Origin of the sequence: Flavobacterium sufflavum (assembly GCF_004016525.1) — a bacterium.
Lineage (GTDB): Bacteria > Bacteroidota > Bacteroidia > Flavobacteriales > Flavobacteriaceae > Flavobacterium > Flavobacterium sufflavum.
Window position 1 is genome coordinate 69,732 of the sequence record NZ_SACJ01000005.1, and the last position, 17,283, is coordinate 87,014.

Consider the following 17,283-nt stretch of genomic DNA (forward strand, 5'->3'; position numbering starts at 1 on the left):
TTTAAAAATATTAATTTAAAATTTTTTCGATGGCTTTGTTAATCTGTATTAAATCATATTCTACGCTATGATAATGGCTTTTTCGATAATCGATAATAAGTTGCACCAGATTTTTAATGTCCTCTCTGTTTTTTCCGGATTTGTGATGCAGTTTGTTTATGAACTCTTCGTTAAGTTTTGTTGTGTCCAGCAAGTATTCGTTGCGGATTTTTTCCAGAAAGTAAATGATTTTTTTATCAATTATACTGTTGTGATCGCCTTCCTGATAATATAAATTACCAATTGTTTTAGTGAAATCAACGGTTAAATTAGATAAAGGTTGGATTATGGGAACAACGCGTTGTTTTCGTTTGGCATTAAAAAGTATAAAAATCAATGTGCCAATTAAAAAGAAATACCAGGCCCATTTTAAGGCAGGCTGTCCCAGAATATAACGCAACGGTGAATTGGAAATGTTTTCATTGTTTCGGGGTTTCATATACCAAAAAACAGCTCCTTTAGGAATATAGGATAAAATCTTTTCAGCATATTGCTGATGATTGGCTTTTAACAAATGAAAATTGGTAAAAACAGCAGGTTGGGTATGCAAATAGAAATAGCCGTTTGAATAAGGGACTTTTATAAAATTGATTCTGTCTGTATTGGTTTTATTGCCTTGGTAGCCCAGGATGGTAGTTGTTAATGTATCTATTTTGGAGAAATAATAATCGCCCATTCCTTCGACAAAATTATATTTTTGCGTCCCAAGATTTTTATTGGCAAGCCAAATCGAACTGTTGTTAGAATAGTTAAAATCAGTACGGTAATCTAATTTTAAACTGTCTAATAAAGATTGCGGAAATGTTTTCATACTTAAAAAAGCAGTATTTCCGTGGGAAACAAAATATAAAATCTCTTTTATGGATTCATCATCGATTGCCGCAAATTCAGAAATGTTTAAAAGGGTTCCTTTTACTGTATAGGTATTTGACGAAGGATTTGGATTGTATTTTGAATTTAAAAACTCATAAGGTGTAACAGTAGCTAAGCGTTCTATCTTTTGATTTTTAAAAATTCCGCCTATTTCTTTGTCAAAAACATAAAGTCCAAAAGGGATTTTGTCATTCACAGAATAGCTTGGATTCCAATCGATAGGTTTTGGACGATTGTAATCGGTTATTAGTATCAATGCAAACACCAACACTAAAAAGGCAATGTATATTTTAATAGTTCTATTCATTGCCAAAAGTTTTTAATGCGTCCTTGAATCGGCTTTGAGTGTTTTGAAAACTGTTGTCGTCCATATCGAACTCGCCATACCAAATGTAATTATACAGATACGACAAATATGTAAACTCGTCTTTGTGAGGTTTGCTTTGTAGCTCGTACAAATAATCGGTATTGGTTTTGTCAACATGCCATTCTATAAAATTATTTTCGGTCATCACTTTTAACAGCCATAAATAATAATAGCGAATACAAAGTCTTTTTTTGCCTTGTTCGAGACTTTCATGGATTAATTTTTCAAAATCAATCAGATGAATGTTTTTTTCAATATCGTGATATTCTATTCTCTTTTTGTTTGAATTGCTTCCAAAAATCCATTGTCCTTCCTTGTTGATTATCGCTTTGGTGATGAGGTAAATTACCAATAGGATTATCAAAACACCTAAAATTTTGATGACAAGAATTGAAGTTTTGAGATTGCCTAATTTGAAAAAATTAATAAGCAAATTAACAACCCATTCTTTAAAACGATCCCAGGCGTTTTTTTCAGCGGGCTGGTATTCATAGATAAAATCGGAATCAGAATATTTTTGTTTGTAATTTTTAGAAAAGCTTTTTAATGCAATAGAATCGGCATCTACAATGATATCTTTTTCTTGAAATTTGCTTATACTTACAGCTTCTTTTTTGGCTACAGCCAATGAGTCCTGAGCATTTGTAGTGCTCAGAAAAAAGAGAAAAGATATGACGATGAAAATTTTATTCATTGTCCATTCCTATTAAATCGATTTGACTTTCTGAGCTGTTATTTTCGGTTTCTTCTCTCAAACTGTAATAGATGATTCCCTGATTTACAATAATCAAATTGTTGAATAGCGCACCCATTAGAATTGCAAAAATGAAAATAAAGCTGATGAAAAAGCCGATATTTTTAGTGGCATCTGGTGTTCCTAAATTAGTAGAAGTAAGAAACAGCGCTGTACCAAAGAAATATGGTATCATCGTAATGATTGTTTGGATAAACTGTATAAGAATCAGAATGATGAATGAGGCTCCCACAACAGCCCAAAATTGTTGTTTAAGCAATGAATATCCTTTTTTTAGTGAAGCGAAAAAACGCAATTCTTCGGTAAGATAGGTATAGAAACTTAAGTTTAGCCATGTGAGAAAGGCCGGTGCAGTAATCATTAGCATCGGTATTCCAATGATAATGATACAGAGCAAAAACAGTAATGTAAAAACAACCATCATTATCGGCATGAGGATAAAAATAAATCCGATGGAGAATTTTATCATTTTGCTGATATTCTCTTTTAGGCTGTTTATAATTTCAGCGCTTGTGAATTCGGCTCCTTTTTTGGTGTTTAACAGTTGTAAATACAGTACCGGATAGGCTACATTAATTAAGGATATGGCAATAATCAGCAGTAGAAAAAATGAAAATGTACCGGAAAACAAGCCCATATTATTGCTGAAATATTGGGAGAGGTAGTTTGCCTTTAGAGTGCCTGAACCCGAAAATAATACTTCAAAATAGATTTTGAAAACAAAATAAAGCAATGCACAAAATAGAACTAATAGACCTCCATTGATAAGGAAGTAATTCCTGAAAAAGTGTTTCCCGTTAATTTTAAAAAAGCTAAAGGTGTCTGAGATGAGATCGCTAAATTCTCTCTTTTTAAAAAGTATAAACGTCATATTGCAGTTGTTTTTTTGTGAACAATAGATGGATAAATCAGGTAATAAAATGAAATAATTCCTAGGGTAATTAATATAATAAAACTACTCAGCCAGATAGGCATGTCTATCGAAAAACGGGTAATAAAACCTTCAAGAAATCCGGCACTGATAGTGAAAGGAAGCGTACTTAAAAATATTTTGAAACTATTTTTGAAACCCATTTTAAAGGAATTCATTCTCGAATAAGTTTTAGGGAAAAGGATTGAGGCTCCTAAAATAAAACCGGCTGAACTTTCGATTATAATTGCAAATATCTCCATGGAACCATGAATCCAAATGCCACGGACACTTTTCCAGAATACGCCCTGTTGGTAAAAAAAATACTGGAAAGATCCTAACATTAAAGAGTTTTGCAAAAAGATGTAAAAAGTTCCCAACCCTCCAAAAAGGCCATAAACATAACACCTTGCCCCAACATAAATATTATTTAAAGTTATCGCAATAAAACTGCCCCAATTGCTTCCGGAACCATAAACCGCCATTGGATTTCCTTTTTTGATATTCTCCAAAGTCATATTGACATAACCATCGCCAAGTATTAAACGGACAAAATTAGCGTCGTATTTTGCTGAAATTACTCCCATGGTAACAGTGGCAAAAAACAATACAAAGGCATACAGTAGGTAAGGTTTGTATTCATAAACCAGTAAAGGTACTTCGGTTTTAAAGAATTCCAGAATTCTGTTTTTGTCTTCTCTTTTGGTTTTGTAAATTTTCTGATAGCTCAAGGAAGCCAGATGATTCAGGTAAACAACGGTTTTGCTTTTTGGGTAATATGTGCGGGCGTAAGATAAATCATTCATTAATTGAATGTATAAATTAGCTAAATCATCAGTATTTTTTTTAGCTTTACCAAAAATAGCCAGTTCGAATTCCAGCCATTTTTCTTTATTTTGTTTTATGAATGCAATTTCTCTCATTGTTTGCTAAAATATAAAATATGTCAGAATTATCTATAAATACAACACAAAATGTTCTCATAAATTTTAAAACGGCTTCGGTAGGAGAGCGGGTACAATCTTATTTTATTGATTTGCTCATTAAAATAGCTTATGGCATCACTGTTTATGTAGTCTTTTTTTATGGTTTGGGATTCAGTAGGTTGTTAGGGGTTTTAGATCCCTGGTCTCGTATGGCGCTTATTTTTCTGTTTTATTTTCCAATAGTTATTTATTCCATGACCTTAGAAGCGTTATTTGAAGGGCAAACTCTGGGAAAAAAAATAGTGAAGATAAAAGTAGTCAAGGTCGAAGGATATCAGGCTGGTTTTGGTGATTATTTGATGCGCTGGTTTTTTCGGCTGATAGATATTTCTATTTTTAGTGGCGTTTTTGCTTTTATAACTATAGTTTCCAGTAAAAAGAACCAACGGCTAGGCGATATGGTGGCCGGGACTGCGGTTATTTCTTTGAAAAATAAGATAAATATAAGTCATACCATTTTGGAAGAAATAGGTAATGAATACCAGCCCAAATATCCTTTGGTGATTAAATTTTCGGATAATGATATGCGTATCATTAAAGAAAATTTTCAAAGAGCTGAAGCGATAAATGATTATGAGACGATAAGTAAATTAGCGGCAAAAATTGAAAGCTTTTCAGGGATTAAAAATGAATGTGAAGGCAAGATAGCATTTATTAAGACCATTCTAAAAGACTACAATTATTACACTCAAAATATGTAAAAAATAAAACCGAAGCATTTCTACTTCGGTTTTTATCTGTATTCTAAAATCTGTATACTGAAATCTTTATATCAATCCCGCTCTTTTTAACAAAGCCTCAGGTTTTGGTTCCTGACCTCTAAAGCGTTTGTATAAAGTCATCGGGTTTTCGGTACCACCTTTTGAAAGTACATTGTCTTTGAATTTGGTAGCTACTTCTTTGTTGAAAATGCCATTTTCTTTGAAATATTCAAAAGCGTCAGCATCCAAAACTTCAGCCCATTTATAGCTGTAATATCCTGATGAATAACCGCCTTGGAAAATATGTGAAAAGGCAGTACTCATAGCGTTTTCTTTTACATCCGGATACAATTGCGTATTGGCAAATTGTTCCGTTTCAAAAGCTTTTAAATCGGTAATATTCGTTGGATCTTGTCCGTGCCAAGCCATGTCTAATAATCCAAAACTCAATTGGCGTAACGTTGCTAAACCTTCCTGAAAACTGGCACTTTCTTTAATTTTTTCTACATATTCCATCGGAATAACTTCTCCTGTTTGGTAATGTGTTGCAAATAAAGCTAAGGCTTCCGGTTCGTAACACCAGTTTTCCATCACCTGACTTGGTAATTCTACAAAGTCCCAGAATACCGAAGTTCCGGATAAACTTGGATAAGTTGTGTTTGCTAACATTCCGTGTAAGCCGTGACCAAATTCGTGAAATAAAGTCGTTACTTCATTAAAAGTCAATAATGACGGTTTGGTTTCAGTAGGTTTTGTAAAGTTACAAACGTTCGAAATATGCGGTCTTTCGTTCACGCCGTCTTTTACATATTGTGATTTGAATGAAGTCATCCAAGCACCATTTCGTTTTCCTTTTCTCGGGAAAAAGTCGGCGTAGAATATGGAGACCAAATTGTTGTTTTCGTCTCTAACTTCATAAGTCATCACTTCGTCGTGGTATTTGTCAATGTCAAATACTTCGGTGAAAGTGAGTCCGTATAATTTTCCGGCGATTACAAAAGCACCATTCAATACTTTTTCTAACTGAAAATAAGGTTTTAATTTTTCGTCGTCTAAATTAAAAAGCTGTTGTTTTAATTTCTCCGAATAGTAAGCCCCATCCCATTTTTCCAATTGCTCGATACCGTCTAATTTTTTTGCGAATTCAGTTAGTTGAGCAAATTCTTTCTGGGCAGCAGGTTTGGCTTTCGCCAATAAATCATTTTCAAAAGCCATTACTTTTTCAGGACTTTCAGCCATGCGTTCTTCTAAAACAAAATGAGCGTGGGTTTGATAGCCTAATAAATTGGCTCTCTTGTGACGAAGTTTTGCAATTTTTAAAACGATTTCCTGATTGTCAAATTCATTGTTTTGAAAACTTCTTGCGCCAAAAGCAATTGCTAGTTTTTTACGCAATTCGCGATTGTAAGCATACGTCATAAACGGAAGGTAACTAGGATGATCTAAGGTAAAAATCCAACCTTCTTTTTCTTCGCTTTTCGCCAAAGAACGTGCTGCTTCGATAGTGCCTTCTGGCAAACCGGCTAAGTCTTTTTCATCGGTTAGGTGTAGTTGAAAAGCGTTGGTTTCCGCCAAGACATTTTCGCCAAATTGTAAACTTAATTTCGATAATTCTTTATCAATTTCACGTAATTCACTTTTCTTTTCTTCAGATAAATTCGCTCCGTTTCTGGAAAAACTCTTGTATTTTTTGTCTAAAAGTGTAGCCTGTTCTGTGTTCAAATTCAACGTGTCTTTTTGTTCGTAAACTGCTTTTACACGTGCGAACAAATCAGCGTTTAGCGTAATGTCGTTCCCGAATTCAGACAACAAAGGCGAAACTTCCTGCGCAATTTTTTGCATTTCGTCACTGGTTTCAGCCGAATTTAAATTGAAGAAAATACTCGAAATTCTATCGAGAATAGCTCCCGAATAATCCATCGCTTCGATAGTGTTTGCAAAAGTGGATGCTTCAGGATTAGTTACAATCGCATCGATTTCGGCTTTCGCCAAAGCAATTCCTTCCTGGAAAGCAGGAAAATAATCTTCATTTTTTATTTGCGAAAAAGGAGCTGTATTGTGTTTGGTATCGAAATGTTTTGTTAGAATGCTCATGTGGATTGTTTTGTTACGCAAAGATTCGCAAAGGGAACACGCTAAGAGACACTAAAATATTTTGTGAGTCTCTGTGTTTTCTTTGCGAATCTCCGTGAAATTATTTTATTTTTTTAAGCTTTCAGAAGCTTTAATTACAGCTTCTTTTAAGTTTTCTTTATAGTCAATGATTTTGTTTAAAACTGCAGCATCAGCACTTCCGATGATTTGTGCCGCTAAGATTCCAGCATTTTTTGCTCCGTTTAAGGCAACAGTAGCTACAGGAACGCCGCCCGGCATTTGTAGAATAGATAAAACAGAATCCCAGCCATCAATAGAATTGCTTGATTTTACAGGAACTCCAATTACAGGAAGCGGTGACATCGAAGCAACCATTCCAGGTAAATGAGCCGCACCTCCGGCACCGGCAATAATTACCGAAATCCCTCTTTGATGTGCATTATTACTAAAATCGAATAATTTCTCCGGTGTTCTGTGTGCCGAAACAATATCTACTTCTGTTTCGATTCCAAATTCTTTTAATATGTTGATTGCATCCTGCATGACTGGCATGTCAGAGATACTTCCCATGATTACGGCTACTTTGCTCATTTATTTTTTATTTAAAGATTAAATGATTGAAAGATTTAAAAATTAGTATATCACAATCTTTAAATTTTTCAATCTTTAAATTTTTTGATTATTTTGAAATTACTCTAATCGTATTCTTTACATCCTCAGCAATTTTTCGTGCTTCGGTCATGTTCTCGTTTACAATGGTTACGTGTCCCATTTTTCTAAAAGGACGTGTTTCTTTTTTACCGTAGATGTGTGGTGTAACACCGTACCATCCTAATATTTTTTCGATGTTTTTGTAGACTACATTTCCAGAAAAACCTTCTTCACCTACTAAATTTACCATAATTCCAGCCACTTTGCTGTCGGTATTTCCAAGAGGTAAATCTAAAATAGCACGTACATGGTTTTCAAATTGAGAGGTGTAACTCGCTTCGATAGAATAGTGTCCTGAATTGTGTGGGCGGGGAGCAACCTCGTTTACTATAATTTGGTCGTCGTGTGTTTGGAACATTTCGACAGCCAAAAGTCCAACGTGATTGAAGTTTTGAGAAACATTCAATGCAATCGCTCTGGCTTTTTCGGCTACTTTTTCGTCTATTCGGGCAGGACAAATTACATATTCTACCTGATTAGCTTCGGGATGAAATTCCATTTCGACCACAGGATAGGTTTTGATTTCTCCCGATGGATTGCGACAAACGATAACGGCCAATTCATTTTTGAACGGAACCATTTCTTCGGCGATACATTCTACATTAGGAAGATTGTCTAAATCAGCAATTTCACGGATGATTTTTACACCATTACCGTCGTATCCAAATTCAGTGCATTTCCATACAAAAGGCATTTTTAATTTGGAATCTAAAATTTGCACTACAAGACTTTTTAAATCATTAAAGCGTTTGTAAGTTGCTGTTGGAATGCCGTGTTCGGTGTAAAAATCTTTTTGCGTTCCTTTATTTTGAATCTTTCTCAGGGTTTTTGGAGAAGGATAGATTTTTAAACCTTCGTCTTCTAGTTTTTCTAAAGCTTCTAAATTAACCAATTCGATTTCGAAAGTGAGTACGTCAACTAATTTTCCAAATTGATAAACGGTGTCAAAATCCATTAAATCGCCTTTAAAAAATTGGTTGCAAGCCATTCGGCTGGGAGCTTCGTCGCTTGGGTCAAGAACGTAAGTTTGTATGTCGAATTTTCTAGTATCGAATAAGAGCATTTTTCCCAATTGTCCGCCTCCTAGAATTCCTAATTTAAAATCAGAAGAAAAATAATTCATCTTGTAAAATAATTATAATATTGTTGTTTTAGTTAAAAATTCATCAGGTGTGAAAACCTTAATTTCCGAATTTTTAAAATCTTTTAAATCTCTTGTAACAATGCAGTCCATGTTGTGAATTGATTGCGCAGCGGTAATTTGAATTGCGTCTTCAAAATCTTTATGACTCGATTTTAGACTTTTTCTAATGATATTGATATCAACAGCAATTATTTGAATGTTTTCTAAAATTTCTTCCAAGGCCATTCTTATTTTATCTTCCGAAATAAACTTTTTTAGAAGATAATGTAAAGTTGTAATGGTATTTGAAGAAGTGTAAAGATTGATTTTGTTGTTGACTCCAAGTTTGTAAATTTCTAATGATGCTTTTACAAAAGGCTGTCTGTTTGCAAAAATGTCCATCAGGATATTACTGTCCAGAAAAATATTTTTCATAAACCGTATTTTTCTTTGTAATATTCATCTCTTGCTTTGTTTTCATCAAAATCATCTGGAAGTGTTATAATCCCTATCAGTTTTTTGATTTTTGGGTCTATTTCATCTTCTTTTTCTGTTTTTTCAGTCAGATTTTTAAAGTAACTTTCCACTAGTTCAGATAAACTTCTGCCAGTTTTTTTAGCATAGGATTTTGCCTGTTCTATAACTTCTTTTTCTAACGACAAAGTGAGCTTAGTGTTCATGATACGTATATTTTTTACAAATGTACGTAATAATTATTTTTGATGGTTTATTTTCTTCAAAATATGCTTAGAAACCGATTTGTAAGCAGCAGTATGCGTGCTGAAATCTTTAGCTAATATGGTTTGCAATTCGGGATGAATCCAATTGTATTCTTTTCCTAAAAGCTGTAAACTGCGCATGGCATATACTTTTGAAGCTACTTTTGTATCGGTTATAAGCCAGTCAAAATTAATTTCGATGAGTTCCTGACGTTGGCTTTCGGTAAAATGAATTTCATTTTTCGAAGTTTTATAATGGGCTTCTATGAGTAGAAAAATGACTTTTGAAAGTGGTCTGATGGCACTTTCGTTAGTGAGTGTTTTGCTTTTGGAACAAATTAAAGGCAGATAATTTTGAAAGTAATCCAGTTTTTCTAAGGCAATCAATTCCATAGCCCAGCACCCTTTGTAGTGGTCAGGATTCGTGTTTTCGAAACAAATTCGCATAAAATCATTCATGAGTTCGGCGCGAGCCATCATATAATTGGCAGCGGCTTGTCGGCTGTTTTTATATCCTGTTGTTTGTGCAATAATTGTGGCTAATTCACTCATTATTTTGTAAGAATTGGCATTAAAAATACAAATTAAGAATCAATTGCAAAACTCAATTTCGAAATCCCTATCTTTGCGCATTATTTTAAAATAAAAAATAATGATTCAACTTCACGATAAACAATTTGTTCCGTTTATTTCTGCCGAAGAAATCGACTTTGCTATCCAGAAAATGGTAGCTCAGATTGCAGATGATTTTGTTGATGAAATTCCGGTTTTTGTTGGTGTTTTAAACGGTTCTTTCATGGTGGTTTCCGACTTTGTAAAAAGTTATAAAAAGCCATGCGAAGTGAGTTTTGTAAAAATGGCTTCTTATAACGGCTTGTCGTCAACGGAAAAAGTGAAAGAATTAATCGGGTTGAATCAGGATTTAACGGGACGTTCGGTTGTGGTAATTGAAGATATTATCGATACGGGACATACCATTGTAGAGTTGAAAGAATTGTTTAAGAAACAAAACTTGAAACATTTTAAAATAGCGACTCTTTTTTTTAAGCCGGAAGCCTATAAAAAAGAGGTGAAAATTGATTATATTGGAATTCAAATTCCAAATAAATTTATAGTAGGTTTTGGTTTAGACTATGATGGTTTAGGCAGGAATTTACCGGAAGTATATCAGTTAAAAGATTAAATCATTAAATAAAAAATTAAAAAAGTTTATGACTAACATTGTTTTATTTGGGAAACCAGGAGCAGGAAAAGGAACTCAGGCTGAGTTTTTAAAAGGAAAATACAATTTGACTCATCTTTCAACAGGTGATATTTTTAGATTTAATATCAAAAACGAAACTGAACTGGGAAAACTAGCGCAAACGTATATCAATAACGGCGAATTAGTTCCTGATGAAGTAACAATAAAAATGTTGCAAAGTGAAGTGGAAGGTAATCCGGATTCTGCAGGTTTCTTATTTGATGGTTTTCCAAGAACAATTGCACAGGCAGAGGCTTTGGACGCTTTCTTGACTACAAAAAATCAAAAAATTACAGCTACAATTGCATTAGAAGCTGATGATGAAATTCTTGTAGCAAGATTATTAGAAAGAGGAAAAACTTCTGGAAGAGCAGATGATCAGGACGAAGAAAAAATTCGTAACAGATACCAGGAATATAATGAGAAAACAGCACCTCTTATTGGATTTTATAAAGAGCAAAATAAATTTCATGCTGTAAACGGTATTGGATCTATTGCTGAAATTACGGAACGTTTAAGTAACGTAATTGACAATTTGTAAATAAAAAATGTTTGATGTTTAAAGTTTAAAGTTGCTAGAGTTTTTTAGCGACCTTAAACTTTAAATTTTTAAACTAGCAACATACTGAATGGAACTATTTATAATTCTTTTTTTGATTTTACTCAACGGACTTTTTTCGATGTCCGAAATTGCATTGATTTCGGCTAGAAAATCCAGACTAGAAAATTCTGCTAAAAAAGGAAATAATAGTGCACAAATAGCGCTGGATTTGGCTAATTCGCCAAATAAATTTCTGTCAACAGTTCAAATTGGAATTACGCTAATCGGAATTTTGACCGGTATTTTTAGTGGTGATAAGATTACGACTGATGTAGAAATTTTTGTTTCGGGTTTTACTATTTTAAAACCTCAGGCACATTCTATCGCGGTGGGAATTGTGGTAGTGGTATTGACGTTTTTTTCATTGGTATTAGGTGAATTATTACCCAAAAGAATTGGCTTGAATTATCCTGAAGCGATTGCAAAAGGAGTTGCTATGCCTATGAAAATAGTTTCGATTGTTACAGCTCCATTTATTTGGATGTTGACCCATTCGACCGAGTTTTTATTGAATATTCTTCAAATAAGACCAACAGCAGATGGAAAAGTTACCGAAGAAGAAATTAAAGCCATTATCAAAGAAGGAACCGAGGTAGGAGAAGTTCAGGAGATTGAACAGGATATTGTGGAGCGTGTTTTTCATATTGGAGACCGTAAAGTAAATTCGTTGATGACCCATAGAAATTCGGTGGTGATGTTGCCATTAGATTCGAATAAAAGTCAGGTTAAAGAGTTTATGCTTCAGGAATTACATTCTTTTTATCCAGTATATAAGGATAATTTTGATGAGATTGTAGGTGTTGTAAGTCTGAAAAATATTTTTGCTACCATTGAGAAAGAAAATTTCAAATTGGAAAGTATCATGACAGAGCCGCCCTATTTGATGGAGTACACAACGGCTTATAATGCATTGGAAAACTTTAAAAAAACAGGAATTCATTATGCTGTTATAGCTGATGAATACGGTGTTTTTCAAGGAATAATCACGTTGAATGATATTTTGGAAGCATTGGTTGGAAACGCATCTGATTTTTACAAAGAAGATTTCCAATTGATCGAAAGGGAAGATGGTAATTGGTTAGTTGACGGACATTATTCGTTACATGATTTCTTAACTTATTTTGATTTGGATGAATTGTTAAGCGATTATGAAGTAACAACTGTAAGCGGATTAATCATGACCGAATTGTCACGAATTCCTAAGCAGGGAGAGAAATTGATATGGCACAAATTTGAATTGGAAGTGATTGACATGGATGGAGTGAAGATTGATAAAGTAATGGTGAAAGCCTTAAAATAATAGTGTTCAGTATTCAGTTTTTAGTATTCAGTAAACAAGCTGACTACTAAAATACTGACCACTGACCACTGAAAATTAAAAGAAATGACAGAAGGAAATTTTGTAGATTACGTAAAAATATTTGTTTCATCTGGAAAAGGAGGAAAAGGTTCTACGCATTTACATAGAGAAAAGTTCATCCAGTATGGAGGACCAGATGGTGGTGATGGTGGTCGTGGTGGACACGTTTATTTAGTTGGAAATAAAGCATTGTGGACTTTATTTCACTTAAAATTTGCACGCCATATTAAAGCGGGTCACGGTGGAGACGGTGGAGGAGATAGAAGTACAGGAGCTGATGGAGATGATAAATTTATCGAAGTACCATTAGGAACTGTAGTGAAAGACAAAGAAACGGGTGAAGTTTTATTTGAAGTTACTGAACATGGTGAGAAAAGAATTCTTTGCCTGGGAGGAAAAGGTGGTTTAGGAAACTGGCATTTTAGAAGTTCAACTAACCAGACCCCTAGATATGCCCAACCAGGTTTAGTTGGTGTAGAAATGGACGTTATTTTGGAACTTAAAGTTTTGGCCGATGTTGGTTTAGTTGGTTTTCCAAATGCTGGAAAATCTACTTTATTATCGGTTTTGACTTCGGCTAAGCCAAAAATTGCCGATTATCCATTTACGACTTTAAAACCAAATTTAGGAATTGTAGCATACCGTGATTTTCAATCTTTCGTTATTGCCGATATTCCTGGAATTATTGAAGGAGCAGCCGAAGGAAAAGGTTTAGGACATTATTTCTTGCGTCATATTGAGCGAAATTCAACCTTGTTGTTTCTTGTTCCGGTAGACACACCAGACATCAAAGGAGAATATGATATTTTGGTTAATGAATTGACAAAATACAATCCGGAAATGTTAGATAAAGAACGTCTTTTGGTTATCTCTAAATGCGATATGCTGGATGATGAATTAAAAGCCGAATTGAAGGCCGAGCTGGATGTTTCGTTCAAAGACATTCCTTATCTGTTTATTTCTTCTGTTGCCCAACAAGGATTAACAGAATTGAAAGATAAACTTTGGAAAATGTTGAATGAGTAAATAACATTTTTACAATAAAACAAAAAACCACTAAAGAACTCAGTTCTTTAGTGGTTTTTTGTTTTATTGATTTGTAGTTTTTAGTATTTGTATTCAAACCAATCGAATGAAGCTTTGGTTTTGGTTATTTGACCATTACTTGTTGCATACAAGCCAATCCCAGTGCCATTAAATTTATTAACGGTACTTTCTGAAATTACCACCAAACTTTGTATGTTACCAATGGTATTCATGTGGTCTAAGCTTTCGCCAAAACTAAATTGTAAATCTAATTTATCGGCCTTAACATTAAAATAGACTTCTGGTTTAGTGTACGGAGCTTCGGCTATTATTTCTTTTTTACCATTAAATTTTCTAATTAACACAATACGCGCCTTTTCTTTCATTAGCATGTAATAACTTTCATTAGTTCTGTAAATAATCAAACCAGCTTGTTCATTTTCTTTTGAAGTTTTGAAATTTAATTTGGTAGATGCTGAAAATTGAAAATGACTGGTGCGTTGTATTAGCATGGATGCATTGACTAAACTGTCTACAACTTGTGGACGTAATTTTAGGGTTAAAAAACCTTTGTCTAAACTATACCATTTTTCTTTAGGTGTTCTTACAGTGTGCCATTTTAAGGCTAAACTATCTAAACTAAATTCATCTCTGAAAGGTTCTTTTTTTACAGGTGTCCATGGCAGGTTAGGACGTTCCTGTTCTAATAAAACTTTTCCATGTCCTGGATTAAATATTGGAGTGCCATTTTCAAAATTTACTTTGCAAAGAAAGGTTTCACGGGAAAGGGGTACTTGTCCGTCTACCAGTCTTTTACCAAGTACAACCGCCCACCAGTCGCCATTTTGAGTTTGTACCAAATCACCATGACCAACTGCCTGGATAGGGTAATCTTTTCCTAATTGTCTATGGGACAATACAGGATTTATTTTATCTGCTTTGAAGGATTCCAATATTGAAGAACTATGATGTGCTGTAATGGAATGATACATATCTGTTCCACCTTCGGCAGCAATCAATAAATAGTCTCCATTTATTTTATAGATATGAGGGGATTCGGCATAACCTGCATTATTAGCATATCCATAGGTTAGTATTTTTTTCTCGCCCACTAACTTTTGTTGTTTCAAATCTAATTCTTGTGTCCAAATAGCGCATTGTCCTGGCCATGACTTTTTGAAATCCCAGCTGTTTCCGGAGTAATAACATTTGTCATTATCATCCCACATCAATGAAGGGTCTATTCCTACAGCATCTTTTAGCCAAACAGGGTCAGACCATGGGCCGGCTGGGTTTTTAGCAGTAATGTAAAAATTGCCACTGCAATCAGAACAAGTTGTTATGAGGTAAAACAAACCACTATGATATCGAATAGTAACCGCCCAAATTCCGTTTTTGTCTTTTACACCATTGAAATTTAGTTGTTCGGGACGCGTAATTCCATGTCCTACAAGTTCCCAGTTTACTAAATCTTTACTGTGATAAATGGGAATGCCCGGATACCAACAAAAAGAAGAAGTAACCATATAGTAATCATCTCCAACTCTGCAAATGGATGGGTCTGGGTTGAATCCCGGTAGGATTGGGTTTTGGAAATTTTTTGGAGCTTCCTGTGCATTTATGAAACTACAAACGAAAAGAATAATGATAGTTAAATATCTTTTAGCGAATTTTAAGAAGTTGTTTTTGAACATAGTTAATAGTCTATTTAAAAGACCAAATTACTCTTTTCTGCTTTTGGTTCTGTCCTGTACTGTCTTGTATATGTTAATTTAAGTAAGTGCTTTACAAACCAATAAAGCTTATCAGAATTGAAAAACAAACTTTGGAAAATGTTGAATGAGTAAATAGCATTTTTGCAACATATAAAAACCACTAAGGAACTGAGTTCTTTAGTGGTTTTTTTGTTTTAAAACAGAAATTTTTATTGCTTATAAGTATCAAACAAATACTGCAAGGTTTCAGGGATATTATTGGGTTTGATTGTTGGATAAAGTGTGTTAGAATTCAGCCAATCTTCTATAATAATGTCAAAATCGGCAGCAATTTCATAAACTACAGGAACGCCCATTTTTTTGAGTGCGGCAGCATTGCATTCCTGTTCGTAATGACTGCGAATGGGAATACTAAGTACTTTCTTTTTTAAGTATAAAGCTTCGGCTGGGGTTTCAAAACCGCCGCCGGTGATGATGCCTTCGCAGGAAATTAAACTGTTGTTGAATTTCTTTTGGTTTACCGGAAAATAGGTAATATTCCCGATGGTGTGTTTGAACTCAACTCCTTGTAAAAACCAGTGAAATTGCACGTCATTGACTTTGTTAAAAGCTTTTTCCAAACAATCTTTATCAAATGACGGCAAGTAAACCGTGATGTGTTTTAAGTTGGTAGGTTCAGCTTGAACAATCTCATCTTTGATGATGGGAGGTAGAATAAAAGAATCGTATTTTTCAAAATGCAAACCAATGTTTTTAGGAGATGGCGCATAATGTTTCAGAATCATTTCGCCCATTATGCTCTTTTTTTCGGGTCTTGGAGTATTGGCAGAAATAAAACTAGCCTGATGTCCCAGTTGAACCGAATGTACTTTTTGCATTTTGCAAGCAAGGGAAGTAATGGAATCAAAATCATTGATGATTACATCATAATTTTTTAACGGAAGCGCATCGGCATCTTTGTATATTTGGCGTGGTTTAATGTTTTTAACAATGTCCCAATAATTTAATCCGCCACATTTGCTGTAATGCAAACTACAGCCTTTACTCTTGAATTTTATGGGTAATTTGATGTCTAAACTGGCATTGTTTCCACTTAAGAAAAAATCTACTTCACCAAATTTTTGTAGATAAGGATACAATTGTGTTGCTCTACTGATGTGCCCATTTCCTGTTGCCTGAATGGCATAGAATATTTTCATATATCTGAATTTTCATCTTACGAAAGTAAATTGAAGATGTTATTATAAGGTTGTTTTAAGATTTCTATTAGGTTATTATTTATACTTTTTATAAGAGATAAAGTTTTTATAATCCTTTTAAATTTCCTTATTTTTGGAAAATGAAACACATTCTGCTGGTATTTTTTTTATTCCCAATATTGGTTTTTTCTCAGGTAAATTTTGAGAAAGCCCAGCAATTATTTGAAGAAGGAAAATTCGAACAGGCTAAGCCAATGTTTGAAGTCCTTTTGAAAAAAAATCCATCCAATATAAAAATCATGGAATGTTTAGGGGATATTGCAGGACGCAGTAAAGCCTGGGACGAAGCCTTGTTGTATTACGAAAAACTGAAGAAAGCCAAACCTTCTGAGGCCAATTTTTATTTTAAATACGGCGGTGTTTTAGGAATGAAAGCTTTAGAGGTGAATAAATTCAAGGCATTAGGAATGATTGACGAAGTGCGGACGAATTTTGAAAAAGCAATTCTGTTAAATCCAAAACACATTGAAGCCAGATGGGCTTTGATAGAATTGAATCTTCAATTGCCGGGAATTTTGGGTGGAAGCGAGAAAAAAGCCATTCAGTATTCGAATGAGTTGTTACAGATTTCCGCTGTTGACGGTTATTTATCCAGAGGTCATATTGAAGAATATTTTAAAAGATATACCACTGCCGAGCAGCAATATAAAAAAGCCATTGCTGTGGGAAATTCGAAGAAAACCTATCAAAAATTGGCTAATTTGTATGCCAATAAAATGAAATCACCTGATAAAGCACAAGCAGTTTTGGAAGAATTTAAAAAGAAAAACGACAATTAATAAGGAAAACAAATTTACGCATA

At 34.1% G+C, this 17,283-nt stretch carries 18 protein-coding genes; 6 read left to right on the forward strand and 12 right to left on the reverse strand.

Features of this window, described 5'->3' with window-relative positions:
* Positions 1 to 10 precede the first annotated feature (10 nt).
* Genes EOD40_RS09930 through EOD40_RS09945 form a run of 4 tightly spaced genes read right to left on the reverse strand, consistent with a single transcriptional unit; the run spans position 11 to position 3,866 of the window.
* Positions 11 to 1,219, reverse strand: coding sequence for a DUF4350 domain-containing protein (locus tag EOD40_RS09930; RefSeq protein WP_128195113.1), 1,209 nt, complete (start codon positions 1,217 to 1,219; stop codon positions 11 to 13).
* Positions 1,212 to 1,973 (reverse strand): DUF4129 domain-containing protein, encoded by a 762-nt coding sequence (locus EOD40_RS09935; protein WP_128195115.1) that lies wholly within the window; start codon positions 1,971 to 1,973, stop codon positions 1,212 to 1,214. The genes EOD40_RS09930 and EOD40_RS09935 overlap by 8 nt, the downstream gene beginning before the upstream one ends.
* Positions 1,966 to 2,904 carry a hypothetical protein gene (locus EOD40_RS09940; RefSeq protein WP_128195117.1) on the reverse strand — a complete coding sequence of 313 codons (939 nt, stop codon included), beginning with the start codon at positions 2,902 to 2,904 and terminating at the stop codon, positions 1,966 to 1,968. The genes EOD40_RS09935 and EOD40_RS09940 overlap by 8 nt, the downstream gene beginning before the upstream one ends.
* Positions 2,901 to 3,866 carry a stage II sporulation protein M gene (locus tag EOD40_RS09945; RefSeq protein ID WP_128195119.1) on the reverse strand — a complete coding sequence of 322 codons (966 nt, stop codon included), beginning with the start codon at positions 3,864 to 3,866 and terminating at the stop codon, positions 2,901 to 2,903. Before EOD40_RS09945 ends, EOD40_RS09940 begins: the two co-directional genes overlap by 4 nt.
* A 20-nt stretch (positions 3,867 to 3,886) precedes the next feature.
* Here EOD40_RS09945 and EOD40_RS09950 point away from each other — a divergent pair, with 20 nt between their 5' ends.
* A complete protein-coding gene (locus EOD40_RS09950) occupies positions 3,887 to 4,630 on the forward strand; it encodes an RDD family protein (protein WP_128195121.1) in 744 nt (247 codons plus the stop codon).
* A gap of 66 nt (positions 4,631 to 4,696) precedes the next feature.
* On the opposite strand, the gene EOD40_RS09955 is transcribed toward EOD40_RS09950, so the two are convergent.
* The 6 genes from EOD40_RS09955 to EOD40_RS09980 all read right to left on the reverse strand — a co-directional run bounded on the left by EOD40_RS09955 (position 4,697) and on the right by EOD40_RS09980 (position 9,829).
* Positions 4,697 to 6,724, reverse strand: coding sequence for a M3 family metallopeptidase (locus tag EOD40_RS09955; protein ID WP_128195123.1), 2,028 nt, complete (start codon positions 6,722 to 6,724; stop codon positions 4,697 to 4,699).
* Positions 6,725 to 6,829: 105 nt separating this feature from the next.
* Positions 6,830 to 7,315 carry a 5-(carboxyamino)imidazole ribonucleotide mutase gene (purE, locus tag EOD40_RS09960; protein WP_128195125.1) on the reverse strand — a complete coding sequence of 162 codons (486 nt, stop codon included), beginning with the start codon at positions 7,313 to 7,315 and terminating at the stop codon, positions 6,830 to 6,832.
* An 88-nt stretch (positions 7,316 to 7,403) separates the two neighbouring features.
* Positions 7,404 to 8,558 carry a 5-(carboxyamino)imidazole ribonucleotide synthase gene (locus EOD40_RS09965; RefSeq protein ID WP_128195127.1) on the reverse strand — a complete coding sequence of 385 codons (1,155 nt, stop codon included), beginning with the start codon at positions 8,556 to 8,558 and terminating at the stop codon, positions 7,404 to 7,406.
* 12 nt (positions 8,559 to 8,570) lie between these two features.
* Positions 8,571 to 8,993 carry a type II toxin-antitoxin system VapC family toxin gene (locus EOD40_RS09970; RefSeq protein WP_128195129.1) on the reverse strand — a complete coding sequence of 141 codons (423 nt, stop codon included), beginning with the start codon at positions 8,991 to 8,993 and terminating at the stop codon, positions 8,571 to 8,573.
* Complete coding sequence (locus tag EOD40_RS09975) at positions 8,990 to 9,238, reverse strand: DUF6364 family protein (protein ID WP_073245893.1); 249 nt, start codon at positions 9,236 to 9,238, stop codon at positions 8,990 to 8,992. Before EOD40_RS09975 ends, EOD40_RS09970 begins: the two co-directional genes overlap by 4 nt.
* A 33-nt stretch (positions 9,239 to 9,271) precedes the next feature.
* Positions 9,272 to 9,829 carry a hypothetical protein gene (locus tag EOD40_RS09980; RefSeq protein ID WP_128195130.1) on the reverse strand — a complete coding sequence of 186 codons (558 nt, stop codon included), beginning with the start codon at positions 9,827 to 9,829 and terminating at the stop codon, positions 9,272 to 9,274.
* Positions 9,830 to 9,929: 100 nt separating this feature from the next.
* Between EOD40_RS09980 and hpt the strand changes: the two genes are divergently transcribed.
* From hpt to obgE, 4 genes are all read left to right on the forward strand, one after another.
* Positions 9,930 to 10,460, forward strand: a complete 531-nt coding sequence (gene hpt / locus EOD40_RS09985) for a hypoxanthine phosphoribosyltransferase (protein WP_128195132.1) — start codon at positions 9,930 to 9,932, stop codon at positions 10,458 to 10,460.
* Between the two features lie 28 nt (positions 10,461 to 10,488).
* A complete protein-coding gene (locus tag EOD40_RS09990; RefSeq protein ID WP_128195134.1) occupies positions 10,489 to 11,061 on the forward strand; it encodes an adenylate kinase in 573 nt (190 codons plus the stop codon).
* Between the two features lie 88 nt (positions 11,062 to 11,149).
* Positions 11,150 to 12,421: a hemolysin family protein gene (locus tag EOD40_RS09995; RefSeq protein ID WP_128195136.1), complete on the forward strand. Its 1,272-nt coding sequence runs from the start codon at positions 11,150 to 11,152 to the stop codon at positions 12,419 to 12,421.
* Positions 12,422 to 12,505: 84 nt separating this feature from the next.
* Entirely contained in the window at positions 12,506 to 13,507 is a 1,002-nt protein-coding gene (gene obgE, locus EOD40_RS10000) for a GTPase ObgE (RefSeq protein WP_128195138.1), read from the forward strand.
* A gap of 80 nt (positions 13,508 to 13,587) precedes the next feature.
* Here obgE and EOD40_RS10005 read toward each other — a convergent pair whose 3' ends face one another.
* The gene (locus tag EOD40_RS10005) at positions 13,588 to 15,201 is read right to left on the reverse strand and encodes a glycoside hydrolase family 43 protein (protein ID WP_128195140.1); all 1,614 of its coding nucleotides are present in this window, start codon (positions 15,199 to 15,201) and stop codon (positions 13,588 to 13,590) included.
* A 230-nt stretch (positions 15,202 to 15,431) separates the two neighbouring features.
* Entirely contained in the window at positions 15,432 to 16,421 is a 990-nt protein-coding gene (locus EOD40_RS10010) for a glycosyltransferase family protein (RefSeq protein WP_128195142.1), read from the reverse strand.
* A gap of 140 nt (positions 16,422 to 16,561) precedes the next feature.
* On the opposite strand from EOD40_RS10010, the gene EOD40_RS10015 reads away from it, so the two are divergent.
* Complete coding sequence (locus EOD40_RS10015) at positions 16,562 to 17,260, forward strand: tetratricopeptide repeat protein (protein ID WP_128195144.1); 699 nt, start codon at positions 16,562 to 16,564, stop codon at positions 17,258 to 17,260.
* The last annotated feature ends 23 nt before the right edge of the window (positions 17,261 to 17,283 follow it).